The sequence below is a fragment of the Flavobacterium tistrianum genome (assembly GCF_003254545.1).
In the GTDB taxonomy this organism is placed as follows: Bacteria; Bacteroidota; Bacteroidia; order Flavobacteriales; family Flavobacteriaceae; genus Flavobacterium; species Flavobacterium tistrianum.
Genome location: NZ_QJRH01000068.1, coordinates 91492 through 106200 on the forward strand (window position 1 = coordinate 91492; position 14709 = coordinate 106200).

General features: G+C 33.0%; 13 protein-coding genes. 10 read left to right on the forward strand and 3 right to left on the reverse strand.

What is annotated here, in order from left to right:
* Positions 1–2 precede the first annotated feature (2 nt).
* Complete coding sequence (locus DMB71_RS10965; RefSeq protein WP_111366051.1) at positions 3–281, forward strand: putative quinol monooxygenase; 279 nt, start codon at positions 3–5, stop codon at positions 279–281.
* 122 nt (positions 282–403) lie between these two features.
* Positions 404–880 (forward strand): DUF3291 domain-containing protein, encoded by a 477-nt coding sequence (locus DMB71_RS10970; RefSeq protein ID WP_111366053.1) that lies wholly within the window; start codon positions 404–406, stop codon positions 878–880.
* Between the two features lie 75 nt (positions 881–955).
* On the opposite strand, the gene DMB71_RS10975 is transcribed toward DMB71_RS10970, so the two are convergent.
* Together DMB71_RS10975 and DMB71_RS10980 are read right to left on the reverse strand one after the other, a co-directional pair.
* Entirely contained in the window at positions 956–4633 is a 3678-nt protein-coding gene (locus DMB71_RS10975) for a PKD domain-containing protein (protein WP_162614813.1), read from the reverse strand.
* 269 nt (positions 4634–4902) lie between these two features.
* Positions 4903–5610, reverse strand: coding sequence for a class I SAM-dependent methyltransferase (locus DMB71_RS10980; RefSeq protein ID WP_111366056.1), 708 nt, complete (start codon positions 5608–5610; stop codon positions 4903–4905).
* Between the two features lie 311 nt (positions 5611–5921).
* Here DMB71_RS10980 and DMB71_RS10985 point away from each other — a divergent pair, with 311 nt between their 5' ends.
* Together DMB71_RS10985 and DMB71_RS10990 are read left to right on the forward strand one after the other, a co-directional pair.
* Entirely contained in the window at positions 5922–6809 is an 888-nt protein-coding gene (locus DMB71_RS10985; RefSeq protein WP_111366057.1) for a LysR family transcriptional regulator, read from the forward strand.
* A 281-nt stretch (positions 6810–7090) separates the two neighbouring features.
* On the forward strand, positions 7091–8377 hold the full coding sequence (locus tag DMB71_RS10990; protein ID WP_111366059.1) for a DUF2130 domain-containing protein: 1287 nt from the start codon (positions 7091–7093) through the stop codon (positions 8375–8377).
* 284 nt (positions 8378–8661) lie between these two features.
* On the opposite strand, the gene DMB71_RS10995 is transcribed toward DMB71_RS10990, so the two are convergent.
* Positions 8662–9435: an META domain-containing protein gene (locus DMB71_RS10995; RefSeq protein ID WP_111366061.1), complete on the reverse strand. Its 774-nt coding sequence runs from the start codon at positions 9433–9435 to the stop codon at positions 8662–8664.
* A gap of 180 nt (positions 9436–9615) precedes the next feature.
* Here DMB71_RS10995 and DMB71_RS11000 point away from each other — a divergent pair, with 180 nt between their 5' ends.
* From DMB71_RS11000 to DMB71_RS11025, 6 genes are all read left to right on the forward strand, one after another.
* Positions 9616–10200, forward strand: coding sequence for a DUF4202 domain-containing protein (locus DMB71_RS11000; RefSeq protein ID WP_111366062.1), 585 nt, complete (start codon positions 9616–9618; stop codon positions 10198–10200).
* A 200-nt stretch (positions 10201–10400) separates the two neighbouring features.
* Positions 10401–11060 carry a response regulator gene (locus DMB71_RS11005; protein WP_111366064.1) on the forward strand — a complete coding sequence of 220 codons (660 nt, stop codon included), beginning with the start codon at positions 10401–10403 and terminating at the stop codon, positions 11058–11060.
* A gap of 255 nt (positions 11061–11315) precedes the next feature.
* The gene (locus DMB71_RS11010) at positions 11316–12578 is read left to right on the forward strand and encodes an alginate export family protein (protein ID WP_111366065.1); all 1263 of its coding nucleotides are present in this window, start codon (positions 11316–11318) and stop codon (positions 12576–12578) included.
* A 138-nt stretch (positions 12579–12716) separates the two neighbouring features.
* Complete coding sequence (locus DMB71_RS11015; protein WP_111366067.1) at positions 12717–13082, forward strand: hypothetical protein; 366 nt, start codon at positions 12717–12719, stop codon at positions 13080–13082.
* A gap of 126 nt (positions 13083–13208) precedes the next feature.
* Complete coding sequence (locus tag DMB71_RS11020) at positions 13209–13922, forward strand: endonuclease/exonuclease/phosphatase family protein (protein ID WP_111366068.1); 714 nt, start codon at positions 13209–13211, stop codon at positions 13920–13922.
* A 51-nt stretch (positions 13923–13973) separates the two neighbouring features.
* Positions 13974–14678 carry a hypothetical protein gene (locus tag DMB71_RS11025; protein WP_111366070.1) on the forward strand — a complete coding sequence of 235 codons (705 nt, stop codon included), beginning with the start codon at positions 13974–13976 and terminating at the stop codon, positions 14676–14678.
* Positions 14679–14709 lie beyond the last annotated feature (31 nt).

Consider the following 14709-nt stretch of genomic DNA (forward strand, 5'->3'; position numbering starts at 1 on the left):
TTATGATTTCGATTACAGCAATTTTAAAAAGTAAACCAGAGCATTTAATTGAAGTTCAAAACCTGCTGACACATCTAGTAACCGAAACTAGAAAAGAAGCTGCATGTATTCGTTACGATTTACACACTTCAGAGAATGTTTTTATTCTTTGGGAAGAATGGAAAGATCAATCAGGATTAGACTTGCATAACAATCAGTCCTACTTGCAAGAATTCATCAAAAAAACCGAAAATCTGGTTTCAAGCCCGATTCAGGTGTACAAAACTGCACAGATATTATAAGTTTAATAGCCACGAATTCACGAATTAATTTCAAAATCTTTGCGCATAGATTAAAAAAAATAATTCGTGAATTCGTGGCTATAAAAAAGCTAAATTGCCTAAAATTCAGAAACCTATATTTTATGAGCAATTATCACCTTGCAGAAATTAATATTGCCAAGATGAAAGGTGTCGATATTAACGACCCAATTATGAAAGAATTTGTAGATAACTTAGATGCTATAAACACTATAGCTGAAGAAAGTGAAGGTTTTGTCTGGCGTTTGAAAGATGAAACCGACAATGCTACAAGTCTGAATCCGTACAATGATGAACAAATAATTATCAACGTTTCTGTTTGGGAAAACATCGAAACTTTAGAACATTATATGTACAAAACTTTTCACAGTGATTTTTTAAGACGTCGAAAAGAATGGTTTCAGAAATTCGGAAAAGCACATACTGCCATGTGGTGGATTCCAAAAGGTCACATCCCTACGCTTGGAGAAGCTGTTGAAAAATTAGATTATTTACAACAGAATGGAGCTTCAGAATTAGTTTTTGATTTTAGATCTAAATTTCCTTCCCCGAAAGTAAAAAATACTTCAGAAATAGAATAAATAATATATTTAGAAAACAAAAAAAGACTGCAATCTATTACAATGCAGTCTTTTTTGTTTCATTTAAATATGGAGTTATTGCTTTATTATTTTCTGACTAAAAGTCTTTTTAGGCGAAGAAGTTAAATTTAAAAAATATACTCCTTTTGCTTGCCCTCCCAAATTAATAGTTTTACTGTTATTATTTTTGGTTTGGAATCTTTCATTATAAATAACTTGCCCAGCAACATTAAGAACCGTAACAGTATAATCATCTCCAGAAGATGGTGTTGTCAAGTAAAATACATCGCTTGACGGGTTTGGATATAATTGAACGCCATCCAAATTAATTGGCTTCTGAGGTTTTGCCGCAGATAAATTTGGTCCATTATCTATTTTCAAATTATCAAACCAAATTCTTGTTCCGTACCCAGAAGTATTCTTTATTTTAAGCAACACATTCTTTTGATTCTTTACAATGCTTAAATCAATTTTCTCTTCTCTCCAATCAGAATTCTTGGTCGGAATCCAGTCATTTGTTTCATTTGTTGATGGAGTCGACTTATCATCTTCAATTGGAGGCGAAACAGTCTGCAACTGCAATTGATTTTTTGAATAAACTGAAGTCCATGTTGCTCCACAATCTGATGATGCAAATATCTCAATTTTATCAGGAGCAGGTGTTGGATCAAAGGCATTTAAATATTGGGTATATGCTAAATCGAAATATAAAAACGGAGTTGAAGCAGAAGAAAAATCAAATGGTTTTAAAATCAGCTCATCAACTAAACCCGCAGGATTATCAGCGTTATTAATAACCAGACAAGACAAATCTCCTTTTCCAACATCAGAACGTTTCTCCCAAGTTATAGCATCTTTATCAGGGTTAATAATTTCCCAGTCCTGAATAGGAAAACTTGATTCAAAATTCTCAAAATACGGAATACTGTTTTTTCCTTTTACAACCACCACTCCTGTTTTATGCATCACTGTTCCGGTTCCATAAGAGTTCATAGCCGTTAGCGTAACATCATAAGTTCCTGGATTTTCATAAATAACATTTGGCGTTTTGCTTGTAGAAGTAGACGGAGATCCACCTGGAAATGACCACAACCAAGAAGTTGGTTCTCCTGTTGAAATGTCCTTAAATGCAATTGGCAGATCGCTGCATATTTTATCATTCTCAATGGCAAATTCTGAAAATGGACTTTCTTTACTGTCAAAAGTAAATTTAACATTGTCAATCCATATTCTAGATCCATATCCTGAAGTGTTTTTAAATTTAAGTAAAACATTCGAAGAACCTTTAAATTCTGTCAGCAATACTCTTTCTGTTCTCCAATGCGAATCTGCTGTCGGAATCCAGTTATTTGGGTCAGTGCTTACAAATGTTTCCAACTCTGTATGCGTTTTCAAATAAACACTTTTCCAAGTAGCGCCGCAATCATTAGAAGCCAAAATTTCTAAAACATCTGGACTTTCAGCATCAAATTTTGCATAAGCAACATCAAATGAAAAATCGGTTACTCCAACAGACATATCGATTGGTTTTAGAATAATTTCATCAATCGCGCCAACCTTATCATTATCGGCATTATTCATTACCATGCATGATGAAGAATTATGGCCTGCATCTGTTCGTTTCTCCCAAGTCAATTTATTGTCTGGATTCACAATCTCCCATTCTGCAGGAGGAAAAGAGTTTTCAAAATTCTCAGTATAAGAAATCCTGTCTGGATCAACTATCTTTACAAAGTTGCTTTTAGTTAAAATTGTTCCTGCTCCGTTTGCATTTTTTGTAGAAAGTGTAACCGCATAAGAACCTGGCGAATTATAAGTTACCACAGGATTTTTGTCTGTAGAAGTTGCTGGTGTTCCTCCAGGAAAAGACCATTCCCAAGATGTAGGATTTCCTGTTGAAACATCTAGAAACGGAACCGTAAGATTTGTACATCTTGTGTCTCTAATATTTGAAGTAAAATCAGAAACTGGAGTCGTTGCTTGCGTTACGGCTACATTTACGTTATCAATCCAAATTCTAGTTCCATAACCTGAAACATTTGCAAATCGAATAGAAACATTTGCATTTCCTTGATAAGCACTCAAATCTACCACTTCTTTTCTCCAATTGGCATCAGAAGTTGGCACCCAATTATTTGCTAAAGCAGTTGGCACTTCGGTAGTCTGCAAAACCGTATGCGTTTTAGAGTAAACATCATTCCAAGTCTGTCCGCAATCTGTTGAAACCTGCACTTTTAGAACATCCGGACTCGCATCGTCAAATTTTGTATAAGCCACATCAAAAAACATCTGACTGTTTTGCCCTGCCGTAAAATCAAAATATGGCAATCTGATGTAATCTAAAGAACCTAAAACAGCATTATCTGCATTGTTCATAATCATACAAGAGCTGTCGTTATGTCCAATACCATTTCGTTTTTCCCATTCTAATCCATTATCAGGATTAGAAATTTCCCATCCTCGTGGAGGAAAAGTTCCTGAAAAACTCTCCGTTAAATTTACAGCTGCTTTTTGGTCTACTTCAGTATAATTAGGTGTTTCTTTGGCATTTGTTCCTAAAGAATTTGTAACCTCCAATTTTACCTTGAATACTCCTGAAGTATTATAAACAACAGTCGGATTAGATTCTGTAGATGTAGAAGGAGTTCCGCCTTCAAAAGTCCACAACCTTGAAGTAGGCAAACCTAAAGAACGATCTTTAAAAACAATTGCTTTTCCAGAACAAACCGCTGTAGTACTACTAGTAAAATTGGCTACAGGTGCAGATTCTATCACGCCAACAGAGCTAAGATTACTTTGCTGCCATAAAAAACCTCTTGGATATCGCGCCACAGAAGTATCGTCTAACCAATACGTCATCGCATTAGTCTGATCTCTAGTAAACATATTTTGACAATCTGTATTGTAATCCATGTGATTCTCAGCATTGGCATAAACCCCACAGCTATTGAGCACATTTCTAGTACAGCCTTCACCAACTTTTGTGGGCGGAGTGTCAGCCATACCGTCATTTATAGGATCGCAATCATCTTGAAAAGTATGTTTTAATCCAAAATAATGGCCAAACTCATGCGTCATTACTTTTGCAAAAGTAGCACTGGCATCAGATCCGCATGTACTTCCAATGTATCTATGATTGTAAGTTACTCGGGGAATAGCATCTTGTATTGGCAAAAATGCATGTCCAGACCCCACAGATCCTTGACCTGTATTAGGCTCATCAACAACTAAAACATCTAGATAATACCTGCTATTTTTACCGTACCAAATATAATTGTAGATTTTAGGATCATATCCATCACTTACATGTGCCTCTGGATGCCAGTCTAAACCTGGTATTTCCAATGGATTTCCGTCTGGATCGACAGTTGCCAAAACAAACTGAATATTCATCTTACTTTTAACGCCATCAAAACGCGGATCTGTATTGGCATATTCTGGAAACAAACCATTAAAATCTTTATTTACTGTGAGCAAAGCATCATCGATCCTGCATTTCATTTTCTCTTTAGTTAAGCCACTACTAACATTGGTTCCATCAGTAAGAATATGAAATACTACCGGAATAATATAAGGTGTAGCAGTCATTTTAGCCGTACTTCCTTTTTTCCAGGTTTTAATTTTTGATAATGATTTTACAAAAGCGGCCTCTTCTTTTTGAGATAATTGAGTACCGCAGCGGGTCGGATTTTGTCCAAAGGAAACAAAAAACTGAAGCAGAAAAACTGCCCCAAAAAAGTAGTGTTTTTTCAAAATGGTAGTTATTAGGTTAGTGATACTAGTTAATTCCCATAAATCAATAAAAAGACGTATCATTTTATCTTTTCATTATTTTACAGATTGCTATTTTTTTTGATAAAAATATTTAAATGAGATACAAGAAAATGATATTATCTTATTGTAAAGCAATTGTATATTAACTAGTTCCGATTAAATTTTCAACTTACTACCAGAAAATAAAAAACTGCCCCTTAAGGCAGTTTTATTAAAATATCTATACTTTTTTATATTTAATTGACGTCTTATTTTATTCCTCCAAACGCCCCAAAACACATATTTTTATGCAAAATTTCTACTTTAGAAAAACCTACTCTTCTCATCAAATCCAATTGATAATTCATAGATCTTGGTGAATCTTCTTTTTCGATATAACCCAAAACTTTTTGGCGGTACTCTGCCCCTCCTATTCCTTCCAAATATTCGCCGTAACGTTGCCAAGTATATTCATTCAATAATTTCGTGTCTTGCGTGATCAAATCAGAAATCATCAAACAACCGCCAGGTTTCAACAATTTGAATAATTTTGTGAAAGTAGTTTCCCAATCTTGATCGTCTCTTAAATGATGCAAAACCGCTCCAGCCAAGATGATATCAAAACTGCTTTCTTCTAAATCTACTTCACGAATATCACCTTGCTTAATTTCAACCTTGCCCTTTGTTTCTTTTGAAACTCTTTCAAAAGCGCGATCTAACATTGGTAAACTCAAATCGACCAAAGTGCAATTTAAGTTTGGCACTTTTGACAACATTTTTAAAGTATAATTTCCAGCTCCGCAACCTACATCCAAAACATTTTTAGCGTTTGGAACAATGCGTTTTGAAGCTTCAGTTATTAATTCTAAAGAAATAGTAGCGTCGATTGTAGCGACTTGTCCTGTTTCTAAATTTGAAAATCGTTCGACATCATTGTCAAATCGTTCCTTGATTTCTGCAATAGTTGATTTTTTCATGGTCTTTTGTTTTTTTTATCTCTCGCAGATCAAGCAGATTAGGGGATCTTTTTGCTATTATAGATCGGAATATGTATGATTAAAAATGATTTTTAAAATTAATTAATAATCTACCCTATCTGCTACATCTGCGAGAGAATTATTTTTTCTTTAAAAGTTAGGAGTTATTCGTTAAGGGTTACATGCCATTTCTTTCACGCTTAACTCATAACATTTAACTTTTAAATCATAACTTCTAAAACCAAAATTATTTCTTTCATAAATACTTTAAAAATACTATTTTTATCAATTAACAATACTTTAAAAGTATCATGGAAATACGTCACTTAAAATATTTTTTGGCTGTAGCCGAAGAATTGAACTTTACCAAAGCCTCAGAAAAACTATTTATTTCTCAACCTCCATTAAGCCGACAAATCGCAGAATTGGAAGAAGAACTTCAGGCAAAACTTTTCATCAGAAACAATAAAAAAGTAGAACTGACTGAAGCTGGAAAATATTTTGAAAAAGAAGTTAAAACTCTTTTCCAGAATTTGGAACAGATTTCTGCGAAAACAAAAAAAATAGCAGAGAATGTTTCAGGCGAATTCAGAATCGCTTATATCAGTTCTATATATTCTTCAGTTATTTCAGATTTAATCAAACATCTGAAAGCGCAGTTTCCCTACGTCAATTTCAAATTATTTGAAGTTTCCACTACCAAACAGATTGATGCCTTAGAACAGGGAAAAATTGAAATGGGAATAATCAGATCACCCATTCATTCTCCAAAAATAAAATCACATTTATGGTTTAAAGACGGATTCTCATTAGTTTATAATAAAAAATCCATTCAAATAAAATCAGAAAATGAAATCGCAAATCTAAAAGACGAAACGTTTGTATTCTTCAATAAAGATTACGCTCCACATTATCATGAAGTTTTATTAGAACTTTGTGCTTTTTATGGATTTACACCAAAGATTATTCACGAAGCGAATAACATCAACTCCATCGTACAATTGGTCAAAAACGGATTAGGAATTTCGATTGTTCCTTCAAACATTGCAAAGAATAGTCAAGATCCTGAAATTGGTTTTATTGAATTGAAGAAAGTAAATCTTTTTACAAATGTTTCGATTATTATTTCAAAAGAAGATGATTCTGAGATTACACAATCTGCTGTTGCGTTTTTGTTGATGAAGAATAGTTTTCTCTAAGTATTATTTTTTTTAATCTCGCAAAGACGCAGAGGCGCAAAGTTTTATTTATTAAGTTACGTTCAGCTTTAGCTGGAGGCAATTCAAAAAATCCTTTTAATCCTTTAAATCTGCGGCAAAAAAACTTTTACGCCTCTGCGACTTTGCGAGAGACACATTCAGAATAGATTGTCGTTATAACAAAAAATCGTTACAAATTAGTACAGAAATCAACACTACAAAAACAGAACTTTTAAATATCTTAGCAAATTCAAATTCTACAATAAAAATTTCAATATAAAATGGCTGAGCAATCTTCAATTCAGTGTCCAAACTGCGGAACTCCTATCGATGTCAATGATGTTTTAAAACATCAATTGGAAGATAGCATTCGTAAAGAATTCCAGCAGAAAGCGAATATTCAAAACCGTGAATTAGAGCTTAAAAACGAACAATTGGATAAAGCCAAAGCCGAATTTGAAGCCAAAAAGAAACAGGAAAACGAACTTTTTGCAGAACGTTTAGAGCGTGAGAAAAAAACAGCTGAAAAAGAAATCTCCGAAAAACTAAAAGCAAAACTCGAAGAAGAAAACAAAGATCGTTTGCTTTTAATGGAAAAAGAACTCTCTGAAAAATCGGAAAAAATCAGAGAATTAAATAAAATGGAAGGAGAAATCGCCAAATTGCAGCGCGAAAAACTGGAAATGAAAGAAGCTATTCAAGCCGAAGCCGAAAAACAATTGAATGCTCAATTGGCTTTGGAACGTGAAAAAATCAGAAAACAGGAAGACGATAAAAACGAACTGAAATTCAAAGAACTTCAGAAACAGCTTGAAGAACAAAAAAAGCTGACGGAAGAAATGAAACGCAAGCAGGAACAAGGCTCGATGCAATTGCAAGGCGAAGTAATGGAATTAGCGATTGAAGAATGGCTGGCCAACAATTTTCCTCTTGACAGTATTGATGAAGTTAAAAAAGGTGCCAATGGTGCTGACTGTCTTCAAGTTGTAAATACACGAGAACATCAAAACTGCGGTTCTATTTATTACGAAAGTAAAAGAACAAAAGCGTTTCAGCCTTCGTGGATTGAGAAATTCAAAAACGATATTAGAACCAAAAGAGCCAACATTGGAGTTTTGGTTACCGAAGTCATGCCAAACGGAATGGATAGAATGGGCATGCGCGACGGAATCTGGATTTGTACCTATGAAGAATTTAAGGGTTTAAGTGCCGTTTTACGTCAGTCACTTATTCAAATAAGTCAAGCCGTAGAAGCTCAGGAAAATAAAGGCGATAAAATGTCAATGTTATATGATTTCTTGACCAGCAACGAATTCCGTTTGCAGATTGAAGGAATTGTGGAAGGTTTTACCCAAATGCAAAACGACTTGGATTCTGAAAAAAGAGCAATGCAGAGAATATGGAAGCAACGCGAAAAGCAAATCGAAAAAGTCGTTCACAATACTTTAGGAATGTACGGTTCGATTCGCGGCATTGCTGGAAATGCCGTCCAAAGTGTGAAAGCTTTGGAATTGGATTTTATTGAAGAAGAGTTGGAAGATGAAGAACCTAAGGAATTGTTTGAATAAAAATAAAATCTACCATTTTTTCTCGTTTAGCAGGGACTAAAATCCCTGCCTACAATATAAACCGAGCCGAAGGCTCTTTAAAGAAAGTTCCAGAGGAACCATTTACTTTATATCAACAGATTTCAATCCGTTGAAGACAACGAATTCAACACAATATTGTCATTTCGACGAAGGAGAAATCTTCGCAAGTAGCTCCGTTCCTATAAGCCAATCTTTGTAGAGCTTCTCGTGGAGATTTCTCCTTCGTCGAAATGACAAAAAAATGCGTAAAATAGACATAAAAGTTAATCTACCTTCTTAAAAACCAAAAGTTTCCCAGAAGGATTTGACAGAGTCAATTGATTGTTTCCAATGGAATAAGTTGTAGTACTTTGCAACGCTTTCAAAAATTCTCCTTCTTTATTTCCTTGCGGACAAGCCATTAAAGTTGAAACTACTTTAGTGAAGCGCAATAGGTCTTTTTCAAAAAAGATTTGCCCCGTAATCGAATTGCAACCTCCAAAACCCGAAAATCGATTTTCAGCAGAATTAATTTCTATTCTTGGAAACTCTTTCTGAAAATCTGTTGCAAAAACTTTATAACCATTCAATTCTTCCAAAACCCATATGTCGTGAAGTCGATAATCAGTAAGATATTTTCCGCATCCGCTTAATTTCTTAGTTTCTAATTCTGAATTATTTCTAATTTCAACCTTTACACTATAAGGAGAAATCGCACCAGACATAGAATCTTGACAATCCAATTGTTGAATCGTAATCGTTGCTGCAGAAGTTTCATTACTTGCACGATACATTTTCACATTAGTATCCATTGCTCTAATCGCATCAACGGCAGGAAAAATGATTTTTTCTTTTCCTGCTATTAATGAGGTAAAAACGATTTCTTCATTTCCTATTTTGATTCCCCAAAACGGTTCATTTCCTGTTCCTTTAAAATAATATTTTAAATCTTCTTCTGTAGAAATTGCTGAAGTCGTCCCGTTAGAATCTTTGTTTGCCACTGTTTTACATCCTATCATAAAAATTGATAATAATAATATTGAAAGTATTTTTTTCATGAGATTTTAGTTTAAAAACATTCTTTTTCTATAAAACACTCTTAAAAATTCTTATGAATTTACGACATTTTTTTGAAACGCTTACATCTTGCTTCTCACTTTTCACATTTGACTTTAGGGTTCCTCCTTTCAACTTTCACACTAATTTACTTATCTTTGAAATCTATTATCAAGCCAAAAATGACTACACCTTTTCAAAAAGCAAGCGAATGGATTGATGCCGAAAATGCGCAAGATCCAAATATCGAAATCGATCAAAACAAAGAATATCCAAAAGAATTCTTGTATTCAAACAGGATGTATAAAAAATTGATGGAATTTGAACCCAAGGCATCCGAAGAGATTCAGATTGCTTCAAAAGCACAGCATATCTGCCGATGGAAAGTCGCTCGCGAATCATACCCAATGGATCGTGTGGGTTATTTGAAATGGAGAGAAGAACTTAAAAAATTTCACTCCAAAACTACTGCCGAAATTCTGGCAAAAGCAGGCTACGACCAAACATTTATTGATCGCGTTTCTTTTTTAATTGAGAAAAAACTACTTAAAAAAGACGCCGAAACCCAATTATTGGAAGATGTTATATGTCTGGTGTTTTTAGAATATTACTTAGAACCTTTCGTTCACAAACATGATGAAGAAAAACTTAAAAACATCATCAAAAAAACCTGGGACAAAATGTCTGAAAAAGGGCATCAAGAAGCTTTAAAAATCAATTATACTGAAGAAAATCTTAATCTTATAAAAGCCTCTTTAGGACTTTAGAAAAAAAACAAAACTACCTCATACTCCTTACACATTTCTACGATTGGCGGTCAAACTATTGCATTAAAATAAGACTGTTTTTTTTAATGTTATTTTAATTTTTAGTTTCTGCATTAAAGTCTATTTTAAAGAATTACGTATATTAGCGTCTTCTTCATAGATGAAAATACGTAAAAGCCAGAATAAAAATTAAGTAAGTTATGAGTAAAAACATTCGTGTAGTATTGGTAGATGACCATGTTTTTGTAAGAGATGGAATCAAATCATTACTGGAAAATGAAATCGGAATAGAGGTTGCAGGAGAGGCTACTGATGGTCTTGATGCTCTGGAAGTAATTGCAAACTGTAATCCCGACTTACTTATAACAGACATTCGCATGCCTAATTTAAATGGTATCGAACTGGTTGAAAAACTTAAAAGTAAAAACAGCACTTTAAAAATCATAATGCTTTCAATGTATGAAACTGAAGAGTATGTTTTAAAATCTGTAAAAGCAGGTGCCGATGGCTATTTACTTAAAGGTTCAAGCAAAGATGAATTTTTAAAAGCACTTCACACGGTTGTTGCCGGCGGAAAATATTTCAGTGGGGATGTTTCTGGCATTTTAATCAACCAGATAACAAATTCATCAGGTTCATCAGAATCAAAACAGAATTTGGGAGATAAAATGATGATTACAAAAAGAGAAAAAGAAATTCTCACTCTTTTATTATCTGGAAAAGGGAATAAAGAAATCGCTGAAAATCTAAAGATTAGCAAAAGGACTGCCGAGGTACATCGATTTAATTTAATGAAAAAATTAAAAGTGAAAAACTTGATGGAGCTTTCTAACAAAGCTGCTGAATTTTCTTTGGTTTAAAACTTACGTACTTATACGTAATTTAGTTCAGCATCTTCAATTTTTAATATTCTTTTAATCTTTGAAAATTAATATGCCTTAAAGATAATTATTCCGATAATACTGAAAACATTCTGGAATGATGCATTTTTAGCTAAGCATACCATTTCTCCAATCAAATAAAAACCGCAATAACTCAATTAAAAAAAAAATAATCTCTTAAAAATAAGAGCTTGTTTTTCTTATAAATTTACTACAGAAAAAAAATTCAAACCAATGAAACAAATCAGATTTATAATTCTATTACTCCTAGGATCCGTAACTTCTTTAGAGGCACAGGAACTAGATATTAACTTGCAACTGCGACCGCGTTTTGAATATAGAAATGGATACAAAACCCTTCTTCCTGAAGGCCAAAAGGGAACTTCTCAAATTTCTCAGCGTTCTCGTCTAAACATTAACTTCAAACAAGATGATTTAATTGTAAAATTAACTTTCCAAAATACCAGAACATGGGGAGATGTACCAACCACAGCCGTTGCCGATAAAAATGGCGTTGCTGTTTTTGAAGCTTGGGCACAGTATAATTTTACCGAGAATTGGAGCGCCAGAATGGGACGTCAAGTTCTTTCTTATGACAATCAGCGTATTTTGGGTGAAATGGACTGGGCGCAGCAAGGTCAAAGCCACGATGCACTTATTGTTACTTATCAAACTGAAAAACAAAAGTTAGATTTTGGAGGCGCTTACAATTCAAATGCTGAAAATGTATTTCAAACTCCTTATACCATTTCCAATTATAAAACAATGCAATATGCTTGGTATCATAACCAATTTAACGAAAAATTAGGTGCGAGCTTTTTAATGCTTAACACTGGTTACGAATATGCAAATGCAGACGCGAAACTTTTGGTTGATTACAAGCAGACTTTCGGACCTTATTTGACATACAAAACAAATAAAATAGATAGTAACTTTTGGGTATACGGACAAACTGGAAAAAGTACCGATCTACAAGTAAGCGCTTGGAATGCTGCCGCAAATTTTAATTACAACATTACAGAATCATTTAAAGCTGGTTTAGGATACGAATTTTTATCTGGAAAAGCTTCAAATGACGGAAGTACAGTAATCAAATCTTTTAACCCGATTTTTGGAACCAATCATGGATTTAACGGTTATATGGATTATTTTTATGTTGGAAATCACTTAAACAATGTTGGTTTGCAAGACGCTTTTATAAAATTGAATTACAACATAAACAAATGGCAGTTTGCTTTGATTCCGCACGTATTTTTATCTGCAGCTGATGTAGTCAATGTTCCTCTTAACGAAAAAATGGATTCGTATTTAGGAACTGAGATTGACGCAAGTTTTGGCTATAATTTCAGAAAAGATATCACAGTAACAGGAGGTTATTCTCAAATGTTTGGTTCTAAAACAATGGAATTTATCAAAAATGGAGATGCAAACCATACCAACAATTGGGCTTGGTTAATGATTTCTGTTAATCCTAGAATTTTTAGCTGGAAAAAATAATTTTTCTTAAAAATTAACTCATAATTTTTACCCTTTTCCTATTTCTGGAAAAGGGTATTTTTTTTATTTCATAATAGCTTTGATTATATGTTTAATTATTTATATTTGAAGTGATTATGAACCCCCAATTCTATCCTAATGAAACCATTTCTAAAATTGTCATTGCTGACTTTTATTGTCACGCAAACAGGTATTGCCCAAAAATATGACGATGCCTTAATTTCGAAAAACTCAGAAATTAATTTTGCTAAAACGCAAAAAAGAGGAATTAAAAAAAACAACATCGTTTATTATGTTGAAAATGATTTGCAAACCATTTCTGCCTACAAAAGAAAAAAACTAAAATGGCAAACCAATGTAATTTCTATCTGCGGAAAACCTAAAAAAGGCGAACCTGAAATTAGATATGTTGGCTACAACTCAAACAAACTGCTTATCGTTATCGGAAAACATAATTTTGCCGAAATTGACATCAATAGCGGAGAGACAAAATTTGTTGGTTAAGATTAAAGAAACTAAATATATTAACTGCCCTTTTTCTATTTTGAGAAAGGGCTTTTTTTTTGATAAATCACAAAAATATTCTTCTCTTTAATCATTATATTTGAGTAAGAAATAATTTAGTTTCAAATGAAAATCATCGCTTGGAATTGCAACATGGCATTCAGAAAAAAAGCAGAATTCATTCTGGCTCATAATCCTGATATTGTCGTTATTTCTGAGTGTGAAAGTCCTGAAAAGTTAAAATTCCCAACGAACATAAAAGCGCCAAACGATATTCTTTGGTATGGCACAAATCCAAATAAAGGAGTTGGCGTTTTCTCTTATAGCGATTATCGGTTTCAACTTCTTGATTGCCATAATCCGGATTTTAAAAATATTCTACCAATAGCCGTTACTGACGAAAAAGTTGATTTTATGCTATTCGCCATTTGGGCAAATAATCCTGCGGATAAAGATGGCGCTTATGTAACCCAAATTTGGAAAGCGATTAATTATTACGAAAATTTAATTAAAGAAACCAAAACTATTTTAATTGGCGATTTCAACAGCAACACCATTTGGGACAAACCACGTCGCGAAGGAAATCATACAACTGTTGTAAATAAATTGGCTGAAAAGAATATTTTTAGCACGTATCACAAATACTTCAATCAGATTCAAGGTAAAGAAGAACATCCAACTTGGTATCTGTATCGTCACGAAAACAAACCTTATCATCTTGATTATTGTTTTGCTTCAAATGATTTTATTGAAGTTTTAGAAAGTGTTAAAATCGGTGCTTACAAAGATTGGACAATGCTCAGTGATCACAAACCTTTAATAATTAAATTCAATCTCTAGTTTGAAGTCTGCAATTTAAAATACACCTGACAATCGAATCAATAATCCAATATGAAGAAAATCGTATCCTTTCTATTTATTACATCTATCATACTATTTATAAGCTGTAAAAAAGAAATTTCAGATTTAGAATTTGAAAAAAAAGTAATGACTGAAATTTTTCCAAGCTTAATTGATTCAACTTGCATGGATACAAGGCTATTTATTAACTTTCCTCCAGAGTATGGTGAATCAATATTTGATAAAACAGGTCATTTTATCGGTGTTGACAGCACTAAAGCAACAAAAGAACAAAAACAAAAATTGTTAGAGTGGAAAATTAAAACTGAAAAAATAAAAAAAGATACTTCTAAAATCGTAATTGCATTTGATCCTATAATAGAGTATAGTAACGAAGATTTAAAAGAATATCTTGAAAAACAATTTAAAAACGTAAAAGCATTTGTTCCAAAAGAAAAAGTGTACAATGAATATATTTTTGACTTTAAAAAGATTAAACTTAATAATAGATTTGAATTAAGAAACAAAAATCAGTTTCCTAAAGAAAGAGGCAAAATTTGGGAAACTAAATACAACTTCAATTTTTCAGGAACCGTTTTCTTTACTAGAATACAATTTGATCAAAATAAAAAGTTTGGAGTTCTAAATGGAGGCTTTGTTTGCGGAAGACTTTGCGGACAAGGTTTTAGAATCTATATAAAAAAAATAAATGAAAACTGGATTATAGATAAAATTGAAGAGACTTGGGTTTCTTAAAAACTATTCTTTAAATAATTAAATTCAATAT

Bases quoted from the DNA above. Each gene is read 5' to 3' on its own strand.
- DMB71_RS10965 (WP_111366051.1), top strand. From the start codon at position 3: ATGATTTCGATTACAGCAATTTTAAAAAGTAAACCAGAGCATTTAATT.
- DMB71_RS10970 (WP_111366053.1), top strand. From the start codon at position 404: ATGAGCAATTATCACCTTGCAGAAATTAATATTGCCAAGATGAAAGGT.
- DMB71_RS10980 (WP_111366056.1), bottom strand. From the start codon at position 5,610: ATGAAAAAATCAACTATTGCAGAAATCAAGGAACGATTTGACAATGAT.
- DMB71_RS10985 (WP_111366057.1), top strand. From the start codon at position 5,922: ATGGAAATACGTCACTTAAAATATTTTTTGGCTGTAGCCGAAGAATTG.
- DMB71_RS10990 (WP_111366059.1), top strand. From the start codon at position 7,091: ATGGCTGAGCAATCTTCAATTCAGTGTCCAAACTGCGGAACTCCTATC.
- DMB71_RS10995 (WP_111366061.1), bottom strand. From the start codon at position 9,435: ATGAAAAAAATACTTTCAATATTATTATTATCAATTTTTATGATAGGA.
- DMB71_RS11000 (WP_111366062.1), top strand. From the start codon at position 9,616: ATGACTACACCTTTTCAAAAAGCAAGCGAATGGATTGATGCCGAAAAT.
- DMB71_RS11005 (WP_111366064.1), top strand. From the start codon at position 10,401: ATGAGTAAAAACATTCGTGTAGTATTGGTAGATGACCATGTTTTTGTA.
- DMB71_RS11010 (WP_111366065.1), top strand. From the start codon at position 11,316: ATGAAACAAATCAGATTTATAATTCTATTACTCCTAGGATCCGTAACT.
- DMB71_RS11015 (WP_111366067.1), top strand. From the start codon at position 12,717: ATGAAACCATTTCTAAAATTGTCATTGCTGACTTTTATTGTCACGCAA.
- DMB71_RS11020 (WP_111366068.1), top strand. From the start codon at position 13,209: ATGAAAATCATCGCTTGGAATTGCAACATGGCATTCAGAAAAAAAGCA.
- DMB71_RS11025 (WP_111366070.1), top strand. From the start codon at position 13,974: ATGAAGAAAATCGTATCCTTTCTATTTATTACATCTATCATACTATTT.